This is a genomic window from Roseibium alexandrii DFL-11, assembly GCF_000158095.2.
In the GTDB taxonomy this organism is placed as follows: Bacteria; Pseudomonadota; Alphaproteobacteria; order Rhizobiales; family Stappiaceae; genus Roseibium; species Roseibium alexandrii.
On sequence record NZ_CM011002.1, the window covers coordinates 530,294 to 546,850 of the forward strand.

Consider the following 16,557-nt stretch of genomic DNA (forward strand, 5'->3'; position numbering starts at 1 on the left):
ACAGGATCGTGGCACGTTCGATCTGGAAAGGTCCGTTTGTCGACGGGTATCTGCTGAAGAAAGCGGAGAAGGTCCGCGAGGCCGGCCGGAACGAGGTCATCAAGACCTGGAGCCGCCGCTCGACGATCCTCCCGCAGTTCGTTGGTCTTACCTTCGGCGTCTACAACGGTCAGAAGCACGTTCCGGTGCAGGTGTCTGAAGAGATGATTGGTCACAAGTTCGGTGAGTTTTCACCGTCCCGGACCTATTACGGGCACGGCGCCGACAAGAAGGCGAAGAGGAAGTAACGATGGGCAAGCCGAAGCGTGAGCGGGTGCTCGCTGACAACGAAGCTCGGGCAATGACGCGGATGATCCGCGTCTCTCCCCGCAAGCTGAATCTCGTTGCTGCTGCTATCCGCGGTAAAAAAGTCGGTTCCGCAATCGCGGACCTGACATTCTCCCGCAAACGCATTGCGCAGGACGTCAAGAAAACCTTGATGTCTGCGATTGCAAACGCGGAAAACAATCACGACCTGGACATCGACAACCTGGTGGTTGCCGAAGCTCACGTTGGCAAGGCTTTTGTCATCAAGCGCTTCCAGGCCCGTGCACGCGGACGGGTTGGCCGGATCGAGAAACCGTTCTCGAACCTGACCATCGTTGTGCGCGAAGTTGAGGAGAGTGCCTGATGGGACACAAAGTTAACCCGATCGGCATGCGCCTCGGGATCAACCGCACCTGGGACTCCCGCTGGTACGCCAACAAAAACGAGTACGGTGATCTTCTGCACGAAGACTTCCGCATTCGTGAGTACCTGATGAAGGAACTCAAGCAGGCGGCGGTGTCCAAGGTAGTTATCGAGCGCCCGCACAAAAAGTGCCGTGTGTCCATTCACTCCGGTCGTCCGGGTGTGGTCATCGGTAAAAAAGGTGCGGACATCGAGCGTCTTCGCAAGAAGATTGCTGAAATCACCAACTCCGAAGTGCATCTCAACATCGTTGAAGTGCGCAAGCCGGAAATCGACGCGACATTGGTTGCCGCTTCGATCGCTCAGCAGCTGGAACGCCGTGTTGCTTTCCGCCGCGCCATGAAACGGGCTGTTCAGTCCGCCATGCGTCTGGGCGCACAGGGCATTCGGATCAACTGCGGCGGCCGTCTCGGCGGTGCGGAAATCGCGCGTATCGAATGGTACCGTGAAGGCCGTGTGCCGCTTCACACTCTGCGTGCGGACATCGACTACGGTGTTGCAAGCGCACACACAGCTTACGGCGTGTGCGGTGTGAAGGTCTGGATCTTCAAGGGTGAAATTCTGGAACATGACCCGATGGCGTCTGAACGCCGCGCGACGGCTGCTTCCGAAGGCAACCAGGGTGATCGCGGCGGACGCCGGGATCGGGGCCGCGAGCGCGCAGCTTAATTTAAGCTGCCTGCCGCTCGTAAGATAAGAAAGACGAGAGAAGAACGATGCTGCAACCGAAGCGCACTAAGTTCCGCAAGCAGCACAAAGGCCGCATCCACGGCTTGTCGAAGGGGGGGACTGACCTCAACTTCGGCGCATTCGGTCTGAAGGCTCTGGAGCCGGAGCGGGTTACCGCTCGTCAGATCGAAGCGGCCCGTCGTGCTATGACCCGTCACATGAAGCGTGCGGGTCGTGTTTGGATCCGCATCTTCCCGGATCTGCCAGTTTCCTCGAAACCGGCTGAAGTCCGCATGGGTAAAGGTAAAGGTTCTCCGGATTACTGGGCTTGCCGTGTCAAGCCGGGCCGGATCATGTTCGAAATTGACGGTGTGTCGGAAGACGTTGCTCGTGAAGCAATGCGTCTTGCCGCTGCCAAGCTGCCGATCAAGTGCCGTTTCGTTCAGCGTATCGGCGAATAAGGCAGGCCAGGAGAGACAGCCATGAAGGCGACCGATGTACGGGCTAAGACCCTCGACGAGCTCCGTTCAGAGCTTGAGGGCCTGAAGAAAGAGCAGTTCAACCTGCGCTTCCAGAAGGCTACGGGTCAGCTTGAAAACACTGCACGTGTCCGGCAAATCCGCCGTGATATCGCGCGTATCCAGACCATCATGCGCGAAAAGCGCGTGTCGGCGACCGCATAAGGAGACGGATCAATGCCAAAGCGTATCCTGCAGGGCACCGTTGTCAGCGACGCCAATGACAAGACGGTGACGGTCAATGTGGAGCGCCGCTTCACACACCCACTGCTGAAAAAGACTGTGCGTCGTACGAAAAAGTACCGTGCACACGATGAAAGCAACCAATACAAGGTTGGCGACACAGTTCAGATTGAAGAGTGTGCGCCGATCTCGAAAAACAAACGTTGGACTGTGGTCACTACTCAGTGACCACGCTCCGTCAGGTGAGCATCAGGCGCCCGCGTAACGGTGCGCTGATAGAAGAACAAGGCAGCCAGTCATGATTCAGATGCAAACAAACCTCGACGTCGCCGACAACTCCGGCGCCCGTCGTGTCATGTGCATCAAAGTGCTCGGCGGCTCCAAGCGTAAATATGCCCAGGTAGGCGACATCATCGTCGTCTCCGTGAAAGAGGCTATTCCGCGGGGCCGCGTTAAAAAGGGCGACGTGATGAAGGCTGTCGTCGTGCGCACGGCTAAGGATATCCGCCGTCCCGATGGCAGCGTGATCCGGTTCGACCGCAATGCGGCCGTGCTGGTGAATAACAACAAGGAGCCAGTCGGCACCCGTATCTTTGGTCCGGTGCCGCGTGAGCTCCGCGCCAAGAACCATATGAAAATCATTTCGCTCGCGCCGGAGGTGCTCTGATGGCTGCGAAAATTAAAAAAGGCGACACGGTGGTCGTGCTGACCGGCCGTGACAAGGGCAAGTCTGGTGAAGTGATCCAGATGCTGCCGTCTGACAACAAGGCGCTGGTACGCGGTATCAACATGGTCCGCCGTCACCAGAAGCAGACCCAATCGCAGGAAGCTGGCATCGTGTCAAAAGAGGCACCGATCCACCTGTCGAACATCGCGCTGGCCGATCCGAAAGACGGCAAGGCGACCCGCGTCGGCTTCAAGGTGCAGGACGATGGTGCCAAGGTCCGTGTGGCCAAGCGTTCGGGAGACCTGATCGATGGCTGAGACCACTAACGTACCGCGTCTCAAGACGCATTATGACGAAGTCGTGCGCAAGCAGCTTCAGGAAAAGTTCCAGTACAAGAACATTATGCAAGTTCCGCAGCTGGAAAAAATCGTCCTGAACATTGGCGTTGGCGAAGCCGTAGGCGACTCCAAAAAGGCGCGTACAGCAGCTGAAGATCTGGCAGCGATTGCCGGTCAGAAGCCGGTCATCACCAAAGCGAAGAAATCCATCGCGACCTTTAAGGTTCGTGAAGGCATGCCGCTTGGTGTCAAGGTGACCCTGCGCCGCCAGCAGATGTTCGAGTTCCTGGATCGCATGATCACAATTGCGCTGCCGCGCGTTCGTGACTTCCGTGGTCTGAACCCGAAGAGCTTCGACGGTCGCGGCAACTACGCTATGGGCATCAAAGAACACATCGTGTTCCCGGAAATCGAGTACGACAAAGTCGACCAGATCTGGGGCATGGACGTGATCGTCTGCACCACGGCGCCAAACGATGACGAGGCGCGCGAGCTTCTGCGTGCTTTCAACTTCCCGTTCACGAAATAACGGGCAAGGAAGGAAAACACGATGGCGAAGAAAAGCGCAGTCGAAAAGAACAAGCGTCGCGAGAAGCTTGTCAAGAAATACGCCGAGAAGCGTGCCGCTCTGAAAGCTATGGCCAAGGACGATACCTTGAGCCCTGAAGAGCAGTTCAATGCCCGCCTGAAGCTGGCCAAACTGCCGCGGAATTCCGCGCCGAACCGCGTTCGCAACCGTTGCGAAGTGTCCGGCCGTCCGCGCGGTTACTACCGCAAGCTGAAGATGTCGCGTATCGCGCTTCGTGAACTGGGCTCGCTGGGTAAGATCCCGGGCCTGGTTAAGTCGAGCTGGTAAGGAGAAACTCCGATGGCAATTTCTGATCCGTTGGGGGATATGCTGACCCGGATTCGCAACGCGCAGATGCGTCGCAAAAACAAGGTCAGCTCACCAAATTCTAAATTGCGCGCACACGTACTTGATGTGCTTGCAAAAGAAGGGTACATCCGTGGCTACACCACGGTTGAATACGAGGGCGGTAAGTCCGAGTTGGAAATCGAACTGAAGTATTTCGACGGTGAACCGGTGATCCGCACGATTGAGCGCGTATCCAAGCCGGGCCGCCGAGTGTACTCGTCGGTGAAAAACATCCCGCATGTCTCTAATGGCCTGGGCGTGTCGATCATTTCGACCCCGCGCGGCGTCATGAGCGACCATCAGGCGCGGGACGAAAACGTAGGTGGCGAGGTTCTGTGTCGCGTCTTCTGACGCGGCATACTCGCTGTTAAAACAACGACAAGGTTGGTCAAATGTCTCGTATTGGCAAAAAGCCAGTCCCCGTGCCAGGCGGGGTAACGGCATCGATCGACGGTCAGACAGTAACGATCAAGGGCCCGAAAGGCGAAAAGTCTTTCATGCTCAACGAACTCGTTCTGGCCGAAATGACTGATGACGGGATCAAAATCGATCCGCGTAACGACTCCAAGCCGGCTCGCTCCATGTGGGGTATGAGCCGTACCATGGTTCAGAACCTGATCACCGGCGTGACCGATGGCTTCAAGAAAGACCTCGCGATCACTGGTGTTGGTTACCGTGCTCAGGTCCAGGGTCAAAACCTTCAGCTGGCACTCGGCTTCTCACATGATGTGATCTATGCGATCCCGGAAGGTATCGAGATCAAATGTGCGAAACCGACGGAAATCAGCGTTTCTGGCACCGACAAACAACGTGTCGGCCAGGTCGCAGCTGAAATCCGCGAATTCCGCCCGCCGGAGCCGTACAAAGGCAAAGGCGTTCGTTATGCAGACGAGTTCATCGTCCGCAAAGAAGGCAAGAAGAAGTAACGGACCTAGATCATGGCGAATAGCAAACAAGCTTTCGAACGCCGCCGCGATCGCGTGCGCCGTTCAGTCAAGAAAGCCGCGAACGGTCGTCCGCGCCTTTCTATCTTCCGCTCGTCGAAGCAGATCTATGCCCAGATCATCGACGATGCGCAGGGACATACAATTGTCTCCGCTTCTACGATCGAAAAGGATCTGAAGGGCGGCCTGAAAACGGGCGCCGACGTGTCTGCAGCCGCAGCCGTTGGCAAGCTTGTCGCCGAGCGTGCAGCTGCCGCAGGCGTCAAGGAGGTCGTGTTCGACCGGGGCGGTTACCAGTATCATGGGCGTGTCAAAGCGCTCGCCGATGCTGCCCGCGAAGGTGGACTTGAATTCTGACCAGCGCCCGTTGGCGCTCCTAAGTACGGAAGACGTATAATATGGCGAGACAAGAAAATCGCGAGCGCGAAGAGCGCGACAGCGAATTCGTCGACAAGCTCGTACACATCAACCGCGTTGCCAAAGTGGTCAAGGGTGGCCGCCGTTTCGGTTTCGCAGCCCTTGTCGTGGTTGGTGATCAAAAGGGCCGTGTCGGCTTCGGTCATGGTAAGGCACGCGAAGTGCCGGAAGCCATCCGGAAGGCAACTGAAGCTGCAAAGCGCACGATGATCCGTGTGCCGCTGCGTGAAGGCCGGACTCTCCACCACGACGTGGAAGGCCGTCACGGCGCTGGTAAGGTCCTGCTGCGCGCAGCACCGGCCGGTACCGGTATCATCGCAGGTGGTCCGATGCGTGCGGTCTTTGAAACGCTTGGCGTTCAGGACGTTGTGGCAAAGTCTTTGGGGACATCCAACCCTTATAACATGGTTCGTGCGACCTTCAACGCGCTGACCAAGGAAGACAGCCCGCGCTCCGTCGCTGCCCGCCGTGGCCTCAAGGTCTCTGTGTTGCAGTCCCGGCGCCGTGACAACAACGATGAGGCGGCTCCGGCTGCCGCTGAGGCTTGACCTTAGCGGCGCTAGCCACCAGCTGAATGAGGGGTAGTTCCATGGCGAACACCGAAAAGACTGTTACGGTCGAACAGATCGGCAGCCCGCTGCGCCGTCCGAAGGACCAGCGCGCTACGCTCGTCGGTCTTGGCCTGAACAAGATGCACCGCCGTTCCACACTGAAGGACACACCTGAAGTGCGCGGCATGATCAATAAGGTCCAGCATCTCGTTCGCGTCGTCGAAGACAACGCGTAAGGACGGGGTGAGGAGAAAAGACATGAAGCTCAACGAACTTCGTGACAACGATGGTGCCTCTTCCGAGCGCACACGCGTTGGCCGCGGTATCGGGTCTGGCAAGGGCAAGACCGGTGGCCGTGGTGTAAAAGGTCAGAAGTCCCGTTCTGGCGTGGCGATCAAGGGTTTTGAAGGCGGTCAGATGCCGCTTCACCGCCGCCTGCCGAAGCGTGGCTTTACGAACATCTTTGCCAAGGACTTCAACACTGTGTCCATTGGCCGTGTTCAACAAGCGATTGATGCCGGCAAGCTGAACGCGTCCGAGGCGGTTACCGTCGAAGCGCTCAAGGCGGCTGGCGTTGTCAAGCGGGTCCGCGATGGCGTACGCCTCGTTGCTTCCGGTGAACTCACCGCGGCAGTGACCTTTGAAGTTGCCGGTGCCTCCAAGGGCGCTGTTGCAGCGATCGAAAAAGCGGGCGGCAAGGTCGCCGTTCTGGGAGCTCAGGCTTAACAGCCTGGGCTTTTCCCATTTGTCAGCAAGCATCTGACCGGAGTAGGGCATGGCATCGGCCGCCGAGCAACTGGCGTCAAATCTAAATTTCTCAGCTTTCGCCAAGGCTGAAGAACTCAAAAAGCGCATCTGGTTCACGCTGGGGGCGCTTTTGGTTTATCGACTGGGCACTTACATTCCAATGCCCGGCATCAACCCGGAAGCCTTCGCGCAGGCCTTTAACCAGGCTCAGTCCGGTATCATTGGCATGTTCAACATGTTCGCCGGCGGTGCCGTCGAGCGCATGGCGATCTTCGCCCTCGGTATCATGCCGTACATCTCCGCTTCCATTATCATGCAGCTCATGACGACAGTTGTTCCGTCTCTCGAGCAGCTGAAGAAGGAAGGCGAGCAGGGCCGCAAGGTTATCAACCAGTACACACGGTACGGAACCGTTGTTCTGGCAGCATTCCAAGCCTACGGTATCGCCGTTGGTCTTGAGGGCGCCACCAATGTTGTTACCGATCCCGGCTGGTTCTTCCGTGCATCGACCGTGATCACGCTCGTTGGCGGTACCATGTTCCTGATGTGGCTTGGGGAGCAGATCACCTCGCGCGGCATCGGTAACGGTATTTCGCTGATCATCTTTGCGGGGATTGTCGCAGGATTGCCGTCCGCGATCGTGCAGACGCTTGAGCTGGGCCGTCAGGGGTCTCTGGCAACCGGCATCATCCTGGCAGTCATCCTCCTGGCCATTGTCGTGATCGCCTTCATCGTGTTCATGGAGCGCGCGCAGCGCCGTCTTCTGATCCAGTATCCGAAGCGCCAGATGGGGAACCGCATGTTCGAGGGCAACACCTCGTTCCTGCCGCTCAAGCTGAACACAGCTGGTGTTATCCCGCCGATCTTTGCATCGTCACTGCTTTTGGTTCCCGCCACAATTTCCGGCTTCAATGCGGGTGGCGGCAATGAGTGGCTGACAACGATCACGGCTCTGCTCGGACATGGGCAGCCATTGTTCATGGTCTTCTACGCAGCCATGATCATTTTCTTCTGTTTCTTCTACACAGCGATTGTCTTCAATCCGAGCGACACCGCTGACAACCTGAAGAAACACGGTGGCTTCATTCCAGGCATTCGTCCAGGTGAGCGCACCGCCCAATACATCGACTTCGTGTTGACCCGGATTACGGTCGTTGGTGCGATTTACATCACCATCGTTTGTCTATTACCCGAATTCCTCATTTCGGCGACTGGCGTTCCGTTCTATTTCGGTGGAACATCCTTGTTGATTGTCGTGAGCGTGACAATGGATACCGTATCGCAGATCCAGGGTCATTTGCTGGCGCATCAATATGAAGGGCTGGTGAAGAAATCGAAACTTAGGGGGAAACGTAGATGAGGCTCATTCTGGTTGGACCGCCAGGAGCGGGGAAGGGGACACAGGCCGCAAGGCTGGTTGAGAAATATGGTATTCCTCAACTCTCCACTGGAGACATGTTGCGTGCAGCTGTCGCCGCGGAGACCCCGGTCGGACTGCAGGCCAAGGCTGTCATGGACGCCGGTGGTCTTGTGTCAGACGATATCGTTGTCGGCATCATCCGGGACCGGATCGCAGAGGACGACGCCAAGAAGGGATTTATCCTGGACGGCTTCCCACGCACGTTGGCCCAAGCAGAAGCACTCGACGACATGCTGAGTGAAAACAGCCTGAAGCTGAACGCCGTGATTGAGCTTCGCGTTGATCAGACCAAACTGGTCGGCCGGATTATCAACCGGGCGGAAGAAGCCAAGGCTGCCGGCCAGCCGGTTCGCAAGGATGACGACCCAGAAGTCTTCAAGGATCGTCTCGATGCTTACAACCGGGATACAGCGGTCGTTGTTCCCTACTACGAGAAAACAGGTCTCCTGTCCGTCATAGATGGCATGCAGGCAATCGATGACGTAACGGCTTCTATCGAATCCGTACTTCAGGGACTTGACGAGAAGGTTTAGAGCGGCTACACGACGCGCTCACCTTACAGTTGAGCCGGTTCCATGCCCATGGGACCGGCATTCTCTGTGCCGGGTTTGCCCGGCATATTCGTACCCTGCAAGGGCCGGACTCCACCGGACGCGGGGCTTTTTGAAACGCGGTCAGGCGCAAGCATTGGCCGCAAGACATGGAGACCAACGTGGCACGTATTGCTGGCGTTAACATCCCGACGAACAAGCGCGTTGTCATCGCGCTTCAATACATTCACGGCATTGGCGCGAAATTCGCCCAGGAAATCGTCGAAAAGAACAGCATCGACGCTGCCCGCCGTGTGAACGAGCTTTCCGACGCAGAAGTCCTGCAGATCCGTGAAACCATCGACCGTGATTATATGGTTGAAGGTGATTTGCGACGTGAGACTGCTATGAACATCAAGCGTCTGATGGACCTTGGCTGCTACCGCGGCCTGCGTCACCGCCGCGGCCTCCCGGTTCGTGGTCAGCGGACGCACACGAACGCACGTACCCGTAAGGGTCCGGCGAAACCGATCGCAGGTAAGAAGAAATAAGATCGCTTTGCGATTGGTGGTGGAGCTGCCGGAATTACGGCAGTGACGAGATCAATACAAGGATAACAGAATGGCTAAAGACACGACGCGCGTGCGTCGCCGCGAACGCAAGAACATCTCTTCTGGCGTTGCGCATGTGAATTCCACATTCAACAACACGATGATCACGATCACGGATGCTCAAGGCAATACGATTTCCTGGTCTTCCGCTGGTGCACTCGGTTTCAAGGGCTCCCGTAAGTCCACGCCGTATGCCGCTCAGGTTGCTGCTGAAGATGCTGCGAAGAAAGCAGCTGAACACGGCATGCGCACCCTGGAAGTAGAAGTCCGTGGTCCTGGTTCTGGTCGTGAATCTGCTCTGCGTGCGCTGCAAGCTGCCGGTTTCCTCATCACGTCCATCCGTGACGTGACGCCGATCCCGCACAACGGCTGCCGTCCGCGCAAGCGCCGCCGCGTCTAAGGCTTTCCAGCTTTAGGTACTTGTTTCTCCAAATGGCAAAGAATTGCCCGGCATTGAATTGACCCGGGCGGGATAGCCGAAGGGACGAATACGTGACCATTCAAAAAAACTGGCAAGAACTGATCAAGCCGACCAAACTCGAGATCAAGCCGGGCGATGACCCGCGCTTCTTGGCGACCGTTGTTGCCGAGCCTCTCGAGCGTGGTTATGGCCTGACCTTGGGCAACGCGTTGCGCCGCATCCTGCTGTCTTCTCTCCAGGGTGCTGCTGTTACCGCTGTACAGATTGACGGCGTTCTTCATGAGTTCTCCTCGATCCCCGGCGTTCGTGAAGATGTCACCGACATCGTTCTCAACATTAAGGAAATCGCCATCCGTATGGAAGGTGAAGGCCCCAAGCGCATGGTTGTGCGTAAGCAGGGACCTGGTGTTGTGACCGCAGGCGACATCCAGACCGTTGGCGACGTGGAAGTGCTCAATCCGGACCTGGTGCTCTGCACCCTGGATGAAGGCGCTGAAATCCGCATGGAGTTCACTGTCAACACGGGCAAGGGCTATCATTCGTCTGACCGGAACCGTCCGGAAGACGCACCGATTGGCCTGATCCCTGTCGACAGCCTTTACTCTCCGGTCAAGAAGGTTTCTTACAAGGTGGAAAACACCCGTGAGGGCCAGGTTCTTGACTATGACAAGCTGACCCTGACTGTTGAAACCGACGGTTCCGTCAAGCCGGATGATGCTGTGGCATTTGCCGCTCGCATTCTGCAGGATCAGCTTTCCATCTTCGTCAATTTCGAAGAACCGCAGCGCGAAGTCGCCGAGGATACTGTCCCGGAACTTGCGTTCAATCCTGCGCTTTTGAAGAAAGTCGACGAGCTGGAATTGTCTGTCCGGTCTGCAAACTGCCTGAAGAATGACAATATCGTGTATATTGGCGATCTCATTCAGAAGACCGAAGCGGAAATGCTGCGGACCCCGAATTTCGGCCGCAAGTCGCTCAACGAGATCAAGGAAGTTCTGGCCCAGATGGGTCTCCATCTTGGCATGGAAGTGGCCAATTGGCCGCCTGAGAACATCGACGATCTCGCCAAGCGCTACGAAGATCATCAGTATTAAGGGCGTACGCGTCCTAACGGAGCAACCGGGCAAGCGCTCAACACACAAAGAGCGGACTGCCTGAAAGACAAAGGAGAGGGCCATGCGCCACGGTAAATCCGGCCGCAAGCTCAACCGGACCGCTAGCCACCGCAAGGCTATGTTCGCAAACATGGCAGCGTCGCTGATCAAGCACGAACAGATCGTCACGACCCTGCCGAAGGCTAAAGAAATGAAGCCGATCATCGACAAGCTCATCACTTTGGGCAAGCGCGGTGATCTTCACGCACGCCGCCAGGCAATCTCGCAGATTCGCGACGTTGCCATGGTCAAGAAGCTGTTTGACACGCTTGGTGATCGCTACAAGGACCGCGAAGGCGGTTACTCCCGCGTTCTGAAAGCTGGTTTCCGCTATGGCGATAACGCTCCGATGGCTGTCATCGAGCTGGTCGACCGGGATCTGGAAGCACGCGGTGCAGACGACCGGGCTCGCGTTGAAGCTGAAGAAGCGGCTGAAAACGCAGCGTAAGTCGATCGTATGACGTTCACGAAAAGGCAGGCCTTCGGGTCTGCCTTTTTTGTTTCAAAGGGCTTAATCAAGGTCGCAAGCGGAATTGTAACGCGCGAATTATCAATACTTTAACGGTCGTTGGGTAGTTTTTCCAATATGTCTCGCGGGGGGACCAGGAGAATTACTTTGACCCACTCAGCTTCCTCATCCAAGGCCAGCAAATGGCCGTCTATTCGTTTGTCATTTTTGATACCGGCGCTCATGGTTTTCCTGACGATCGGTGCATGTACCGCAGTCGGCGTGATCGGTTTCTTCAATGCAAGAGACGGTCTGCGCGAAGCCGCAGAGGGCGAACTCGGTATGGTCGTCAATGCCAAGTCGGCATTGCTGGAAGCGCGTCTTGCTTCCATCGAGAATGAAATTGTGAATGTGGCGACGGGCGCCGGTATTGGGGAAGCCTTGGTCAACATGACCAACGCCACCATGAACCTGGAGAAGCAGCGCCAGGAAATCTTTGACTACTACAAGGCTGGTGCGACCGCTGAAGAGCGCGCTCAAAAGATGGGCGATGACCACAAGTCCATGTACTCCTGGCGCCACTCCGAAATTCATGGCTCCTTCGCCTCCATCTGGAAAAAGGGTGGTTATGGCGACGTCTACCTCATGGATCCGAACGGCCTGGTCATGTACTCGGTTGCCAAGGGCGATGAGTTTCTTTTTCCGGTGACCGAAGTCGATGGCGGCAACACAGGTCTACAAACCGCTTTCGAAATGGCCAAGGAAGTTGAAGCAGGCCAGGTTGCGGTCAGCGACTTCGAAGTCTATGCGCCGGGCGGAAACTCCGCGTCAATGTTCGTGGCGGCTCCGGTCTTCGTGAATACCTTTGGTGATATCTCCTTTGGTGGCGTGGTTGCCATCCGACTTGATGCCGGGGTGCTGGATAATGTGGTTTCCACCCGCGCGGATCTTGGCACGACAGGCCAAGCTTATGTCGTCAACGCCGAAGGATACACACTTTCCAACAAGCCGCTTTCAGATAGTGCGACAGCTCTAAATGAGATGAACAGCGGAGCCGTTGTTGCGTCTGCGCTCAACGGTGTTGAAAAAGCCGGCATCGAAGCAGGAGCCGATGGTGTCGATCGTTTGACGGTCGCAAAGCCGTTGGTCTTCCAGGGACGTCAGTGGGCGGTTGTTGCTGAAAAGACCGTTGAAGAGACCTTTGCCAGTGTCACAGCCATGCGGAACTCCATGGTGACATGGTCGTTGATCGCAATTGCCATTGCAGCTGTTGTTGCGATCTTCTTCTCCCGCAACATCACCAAGCCGCTGACGACGCTTGTGGGTGCGCTGAATGCAATTGCGCAAGGTGACCTCAACGCCGAAATCACCGCGGCCCGCCGGAAAGATGAAATCGGTGACATTGGCCGGGCGGTTCTGCAGATCCGTCAGAACGCAGCCGAAGAAAACGAGCAGCGCGCTGCAGACCAGGCCGAAACAGCAGAACGTCAGGCCGCGCAGCGGCAGGAAATGCTGGCAAGCCTTGCTGGCGACTTTGAATCGACCGTCGGGACAGTGGTCGACAAGGTGGCACAGTCTGCAGCTTCCTTGCGCGAATCTGCCAACAACATGCGCCAGATGACCGAAAGCGCGGGCGAGACGTCGTCCAAAGCAGCCGAGATGTCGAAAGAGACCCTGTCTGAAGTGGAATCCATTGCAGCAGCATCCGATCAGCTGTCCAGCTCCATTCAGGAAATCTCGACCCTGATCGAGCGGTCTTCCAGCGTCGCAGCAGATGCGACCCGCCGGGCAGAGACAACCAACCACACCGTGAAGTCGCTTGCAGAAGCGGCCAACCGGATCGGTGAAGTTGTCACGCTCATCAGTGACATTGCAGACCAGACCAACCTTCTGGCGCTGAACGCCACGATCGAAGCGGCGCGGGCAGGGGAAGCTGGTAAGGGCTTTGCTGTCGTTGCTTCCGAGGTTAAGGACCTTGCCGCTCAAACCGGCAAGGCAACCGGCGAGATCCAGCAGCAGATTGATGCGATCCGCGGTGCCACGGATGACGCGGTCGGTGCGATCGGTGACATCCAGAAGACCATCGACGAGATCACCCAATCCGTCAGCGAGGTTGCCGCAGCTGTCACGGAGCAAAGCTACGCGACCCAAGGCATTGCCGAAAACACCCAGCGCGCTGCCGGCGGCACGTCTCAGGTCTCTCAGGATGTCCAGAACGTGTCGTCCCTGTCCGAACAGACCAATGGCGCCGCGACATCTTTCTCTGAAGAAGCTGTTGCCATGGCCAGCCAGGCAGAGCATCTCGATGAAGAAGTGCGCAAGTTCCTGCATCAGGTGCGCTCGGCCTGATTTCAAAACTCATGACAAGTTGAAAAGCCGCGGGCAGGGTCCGCGGCTTTTCTTTTTGTATTTGCCTCCATTTTTCCCTATCTGCCGTGTAAGCATCTTGAAGATTAAAGAATCGGGAAAAGGGAAGTTTTCATGGGTCTGTTGGGAACACGCGCTAGGTCCGGCAGGAAAGCCGTCGCCGCAGGTCTGTTGGCTTTGTTCTGGCTAGGTTCGGCATCGGCACAGGCGCAACAGCCGACGCCGGAGGATTTGCGTCTTGTTCCGGACAGCGCGGCCCAGATCAAGCTGTCGTTTGCTCCGTTGGTGAAGCAAGTTGCACCCGCCGTTGTGAACGTTTATGCGAGCCGCAAGGTGGTTCAGCGCCAGCAGGTGTCGCCGTTCTTTGACGATCCGTTCTTCAGGCGCTTTTTCGGCCAACCGAACGGTGGTTTCGGCCAGCCACGTGAACGTGTCGAATCTTCCCTGGGTTCCGGCGTGATTATTTCAGCAGACGGAACGGTGATCACCAACCATCACGTGATCAAAGGCGCTGATGAAGTCCGGGTTGCGCTGAATGACCGGCGTGAATTTGATGCTGATATCGTTCTTATGGACGAGCAGACGGATTTGGCGGTGTTAAAAATCCGTGAGGGCGGCCCTTTTGAACACGTCGAGTTTGCCGATGCGGACTTGCTGGAGGTCGGTGATATTGTTCTGGCGATCGGCAATCCGTTCGGGGTCGGCCAGACTGTGACGCAAGGGATCGTGTCCGCGTTAGCTCGAACGCAGGTCGGTGTTACGGACTACCAGTTCTTCATTCAAACTGATGCAGCGATCAACCCGGGCAATTCTGGCGGCGCACTGATTGACATGACGGGCAAGCTTGTCGGGATCAACACCGCGATTTTCTCGCGCTCCGGCGGGTCCAACGGCATCGGCTTTGCGATCCCGGCGCATATGGCGCGGTATGTTGCCCGTGCGGCCGACCAGGGCGGCAAGGTTCAGCGGCCCTGGCTCGGAGCGACGGTTCAGTTGGTCGGCGCCGAGATTGCAGAAGCCTTATCTCTTGACCGGCCAAAAGGTGTTCTGGTGACTGCGGTGTTTGACGGCTCTCCGGCCCACGAGGCAGATCTGCGTGTGAGTGATCTGGTTGTCGCAATTGACGGCAAGGAGGTGATTGACCCGAATGCATTCGGCTATCGTTTTGCCACCAAGATGATCGGCGAAAGTGCCGAGTTTACGGTCCTGCGTTCCGGCCGGGAAGAGACCGTATCCATCAGCTTGCAACCTGCGCCGGAAACCATTCCTCGCGACACGCGCGAACTTCTTGAGTTCTCGCCATTTGAAGGAGCGACCGTGATGAACCTGTCTCCCGCCGTTGCTCAGGAGCTTGGGCTCGACGGGCTGCCGGAAGGCGTGATCATTGCAGAGGTTCGACGGGGTGGTCAGGCAGATCGTGTTGGCCTGCGTCCGGGCGATATCGTCCGGGGGATTAACAACCAGGCGATATCCAGTACGCGCATGTTGGAGACAATCACGAAGACACCCCCGCGTATCTGGCGTCTTGATATCGAACGGGACGGTAAAGTGTCCCAAATCGTTCTGCGTTAGTCAGGTAACATGCGTGAGTGATCTGTTCGAAGCTTCTGGTTTGGCTGCATCTGCACCGCGTCCGCTGGCAGATCGCATGCGTCCGGCACGGTTGGAAGACGTTGTCGGGCAGGACCACTTGCTCGGACCTGAGGGCACGCTGTCCCGGATGCTGAAAACCCGGACGCTTGGTTCCCTGATCTTCTGGGGACCTCCGGGCACCGGAAAGACCACGATTGCACGCCTGCTTGCCAACGAGACTGATCTCGCATTCGAGCAGATCTCGGCGATTTTTTCAGGTGTTGCCGATCTCAAGAAAGTGTTTGAAGCCGCCCGTGCACGGCGCATGGGCGGGCGGGCAACTCTCTTGTTCGTCGATGAGATCCACCGCTTCAACAGAGCTCAGCAGGACAGTTTCCTGCCCGTGATGGAAGACGGGACGATCACCTTGGTTGGAGCGACCACGGAAAACCCGTCTTTTGAGCTCAATGCGGCTCTTCTGTCGCGCTCGCACGTGATGACGTTTCAATCGCTCAACAAGGGTGCGATTGAACAGCTTCTGGCACGGGCGGAGGAGGTGGAAGAGCGCAAGTTGCCGCTCGATGAGGAAGCGCGTGGGGTCCTCATTCGTATGGCAGACGGTGATGGGCGTTCGGCGCTCACGCTGGCAGAGGATGTCTGGCGGGCGTCCGCCGAAGATGAAGTGTTCGATGCCGAACGCCTGCAGGAAATCGTTCAGCGCAGGGCCCCGATTTACGACAAGGGCGCGGACGGCCATTACAATCTCATATCAGCCCTGCACAAGTCGGTGCGCGGATCCGATCCGGACGCGTCACTGTATTGGTTTTGCCGGATGCTGGACGGCGGGGAAGATCCGATGTATCTCGCCCGGCGTCTGATCCGGATGGCGGTTGAAGACATCGGCCTTGCGGACCCCAATGCGCTGGTTCAGGCCAATGCCGCGCGGGATGCGTACCAGATGCTTGGCTCACCGGAAGGCGAGCTCGCGCTTGCCCAGTGTGTGATCTATCTGGCGACAGCGCCAAAATCGAATGGCGCCTATGTTGCCTACAAGGCTGCAATGAGGGATGCCAAGACCAGCGGGTCGCTGCTGCCGCCCAAACATATCTTGAATGCGCCGACCAAGCTGATGAAGCAGGAAGGTTATGGCGACGGCTATCATTACGACCACGACTCGCCAGACGGCTTTTCTGGTCAGGATTATTTCCCGGAAGATATGGGCCGCAAGACTTATTACAATCCGCCGCAACGCGGTTTTGAACGGGATCTTCGGAAGCGCCTGGAGTACTGGGACAAGCTGCGCAAGGAGCGCAGCTAGAGCATCGGGCGTTTTGATGAAAACGCCCAAAGCTGAT

25 protein-coding genes are annotated in these 16,557 nt (G+C 57.2%); all 25 read left to right on the top strand.

Going from position 1 to position 16,557, the window contains the following annotated elements; translation table 11 throughout:
• Nucleotides 1-8: 8 nt before the first annotated feature.
• The 25 genes from rpsS to SADFL11_RS02595 all read left to right on the top strand — a co-directional run bounded on the left by rpsS (nt 9) and on the right by SADFL11_RS02595 (nt 16,520).
• On the top strand, nt 9-287 hold the full coding sequence (gene rpsS, locus SADFL11_RS02475) for a 30S ribosomal protein S19 (protein WP_008194920.1): 279 nt from the start codon (nt 9-11) through the stop codon (nt 285-287).
• 2 nt (nt 288-289) lie between these two features.
• Entirely contained in the window at nt 290-670 is a 381-nt protein-coding gene (gene rplV, locus SADFL11_RS02480; RefSeq protein WP_008197234.1) for a 50S ribosomal protein L22, read from the top strand.
• Complete coding sequence (rpsC, locus tag SADFL11_RS02485) at nt 670-1,398, top strand: 30S ribosomal protein S3 (RefSeq protein WP_040450745.1); 729 nt, start codon at nt 670-672, stop codon at nt 1,396-1,398. Before rplV ends, rpsC begins: the two co-directional genes overlap by 1 nt.
• Nucleotides 1,399-1,445: 47 nt before the next feature.
• Nucleotides 1,446-1,859 carry a 50S ribosomal protein L16 gene (gene rplP, locus SADFL11_RS02490; protein ID WP_008194866.1) on the top strand — a complete coding sequence of 138 codons (414 nt, stop codon included), beginning with the start codon at nt 1,446-1,448 and terminating at the stop codon, nt 1,857-1,859.
• A 21-nt stretch (nt 1,860-1,880) separates the two neighbouring features.
• On the top strand, nt 1,881-2,081 hold the full coding sequence (gene rpmC / locus SADFL11_RS02495; RefSeq protein ID WP_008191932.1) for a 50S ribosomal protein L29: 201 nt from the start codon (nt 1,881-1,883) through the stop codon (nt 2,079-2,081).
• A 12-nt stretch (nt 2,082-2,093) separates the two neighbouring features.
• Nucleotides 2,094-2,327 (top strand): 30S ribosomal protein S17, encoded by a 234-nt coding sequence (gene rpsQ / locus SADFL11_RS02500; RefSeq protein WP_008195414.1) that lies wholly within the window; start codon nt 2,094-2,096, stop codon nt 2,325-2,327.
• Nucleotides 2,328-2,397: 70 nt separating this feature from the next.
• Nucleotides 2,398-2,766 carry a 50S ribosomal protein L14 gene (gene rplN, locus SADFL11_RS02505; RefSeq protein WP_008191626.1) on the top strand — a complete coding sequence of 123 codons (369 nt, stop codon included), beginning with the start codon at nt 2,398-2,400 and terminating at the stop codon, nt 2,764-2,766.
• The gene (gene rplX / locus SADFL11_RS02510; RefSeq protein ID WP_008192202.1) at nt 2,766-3,083 is read left to right on the top strand and encodes a 50S ribosomal protein L24; all 318 of its coding nucleotides are present in this window, start codon (nt 2,766-2,768) and stop codon (nt 3,081-3,083) included. The genes rplN and rplX overlap by 1 nt, the downstream gene beginning before the upstream one ends.
• Nucleotides 3,076-3,633 (top strand): 50S ribosomal protein L5, encoded by a 558-nt coding sequence (rplE, locus tag SADFL11_RS02515; RefSeq protein WP_008190162.1) that lies wholly within the window; start codon nt 3,076-3,078, stop codon nt 3,631-3,633. Before rplX ends, rplE begins: the two co-directional genes overlap by 8 nt.
• 21 nt (nt 3,634-3,654) lie before the next feature.
• Nucleotides 3,655-3,960 (top strand): 30S ribosomal protein S14, encoded by a 306-nt coding sequence (rpsN, locus tag SADFL11_RS02520; RefSeq protein WP_008189926.1) that lies wholly within the window; start codon nt 3,655-3,657, stop codon nt 3,958-3,960.
• A 12-nt stretch (nt 3,961-3,972) separates the two neighbouring features.
• Complete coding sequence (rpsH, locus tag SADFL11_RS02525) at nt 3,973-4,371, top strand: 30S ribosomal protein S8 (RefSeq protein ID WP_006936438.1); 399 nt, start codon at nt 3,973-3,975, stop codon at nt 4,369-4,371.
• A gap of 41 nt (nt 4,372-4,412) precedes the next feature.
• A complete protein-coding gene (rplF, locus tag SADFL11_RS02530; protein WP_040450744.1) occupies nt 4,413-4,946 on the top strand; it encodes a 50S ribosomal protein L6 in 534 nt (177 codons plus the stop codon).
• 12 nt (nt 4,947-4,958) lie between these two features.
• Nucleotides 4,959-5,321: a 50S ribosomal protein L18 gene (gene rplR, locus SADFL11_RS02535; protein ID WP_008193248.1), complete on the top strand. Its 363-nt coding sequence runs from the start codon at nt 4,959-4,961 to the stop codon at nt 5,319-5,321.
• Between the two features lie 41 nt (nt 5,322-5,362).
• A complete protein-coding gene (gene rpsE, locus SADFL11_RS02540; RefSeq protein WP_008195825.1) occupies nt 5,363-5,929 on the top strand; it encodes a 30S ribosomal protein S5 in 567 nt (188 codons plus the stop codon).
• A 41-nt stretch (nt 5,930-5,970) separates the two neighbouring features.
• A complete protein-coding gene (gene rpmD / locus SADFL11_RS02545) occupies nt 5,971-6,168 on the top strand; it encodes a 50S ribosomal protein L30 (protein WP_006936433.1) in 198 nt (65 codons plus the stop codon).
• A gap of 22 nt (nt 6,169-6,190) precedes the next feature.
• Entirely contained in the window at nt 6,191-6,658 is a 468-nt protein-coding gene (rplO, locus tag SADFL11_RS02550; protein WP_008192103.1) for a 50S ribosomal protein L15, read from the top strand.
• Nucleotides 6,659-6,707: 49 nt separating this feature from the next.
• The gene (gene secY / locus SADFL11_RS02555) at nt 6,708-8,039 is read left to right on the top strand and encodes a preprotein translocase subunit SecY (protein ID WP_008193531.1); all 1,332 of its coding nucleotides are present in this window, start codon (nt 6,708-6,710) and stop codon (nt 8,037-8,039) included.
• Nucleotides 8,036-8,632, top strand: a complete 597-nt coding sequence (locus tag SADFL11_RS02560; RefSeq protein ID WP_040450743.1) for an adenylate kinase — start codon at nt 8,036-8,038, stop codon at nt 8,630-8,632. The genes secY and SADFL11_RS02560 overlap by 4 nt, the downstream gene beginning before the upstream one ends.
• Before the next feature lie 179 nt (nt 8,633-8,811).
• On the top strand, nt 8,812-9,180 hold the full coding sequence (gene rpsM, locus SADFL11_RS02565; protein WP_040452236.1) for a 30S ribosomal protein S13: 369 nt from the start codon (nt 8,812-8,814) through the stop codon (nt 9,178-9,180).
• A gap of 70 nt (nt 9,181-9,250) precedes the next feature.
• Nucleotides 9,251-9,640, top strand: a complete 390-nt coding sequence (gene rpsK / locus SADFL11_RS02570; protein WP_008191596.1) for a 30S ribosomal protein S11 — start codon at nt 9,251-9,253, stop codon at nt 9,638-9,640.
• A 92-nt stretch (nt 9,641-9,732) separates the two neighbouring features.
• Nucleotides 9,733-10,755 (top strand): DNA-directed RNA polymerase subunit alpha, encoded by a 1,023-nt coding sequence (locus tag SADFL11_RS02575; RefSeq protein ID WP_008190287.1) that lies wholly within the window; start codon nt 9,733-9,735, stop codon nt 10,753-10,755.
• Between the two features lie 82 nt (nt 10,756-10,837).
• Nucleotides 10,838-11,263, top strand: a complete 426-nt coding sequence (rplQ, locus tag SADFL11_RS02580; RefSeq protein WP_040450742.1) for a 50S ribosomal protein L17 — start codon at nt 10,838-10,840, stop codon at nt 11,261-11,263.
• 168 nt (nt 11,264-11,431) lie between these two features.
• The gene (locus tag SADFL11_RS02585; protein ID WP_208981245.1) at nt 11,432-13,612 is read left to right on the top strand and encodes a methyl-accepting chemotaxis protein; all 2,181 of its coding nucleotides are present in this window, start codon (nt 11,432-11,434) and stop codon (nt 13,610-13,612) included.
• Nucleotides 13,613-13,744: 132 nt separating this feature from the next.
• Entirely contained in the window at nt 13,745-15,202 is a 1,458-nt protein-coding gene (locus SADFL11_RS02590) for a DegQ family serine endoprotease (protein ID WP_050775974.1), read from the top strand.
• A 13-nt stretch (nt 15,203-15,215) separates the two neighbouring features.
• Nucleotides 15,216-16,520, top strand: coding sequence for a replication-associated recombination protein A (locus SADFL11_RS02595; protein ID WP_008196040.1), 1,305 nt, complete (start codon nt 15,216-15,218; stop codon nt 16,518-16,520).
• Nucleotides 16,521-16,557: the final 37 nt, after the last annotated feature.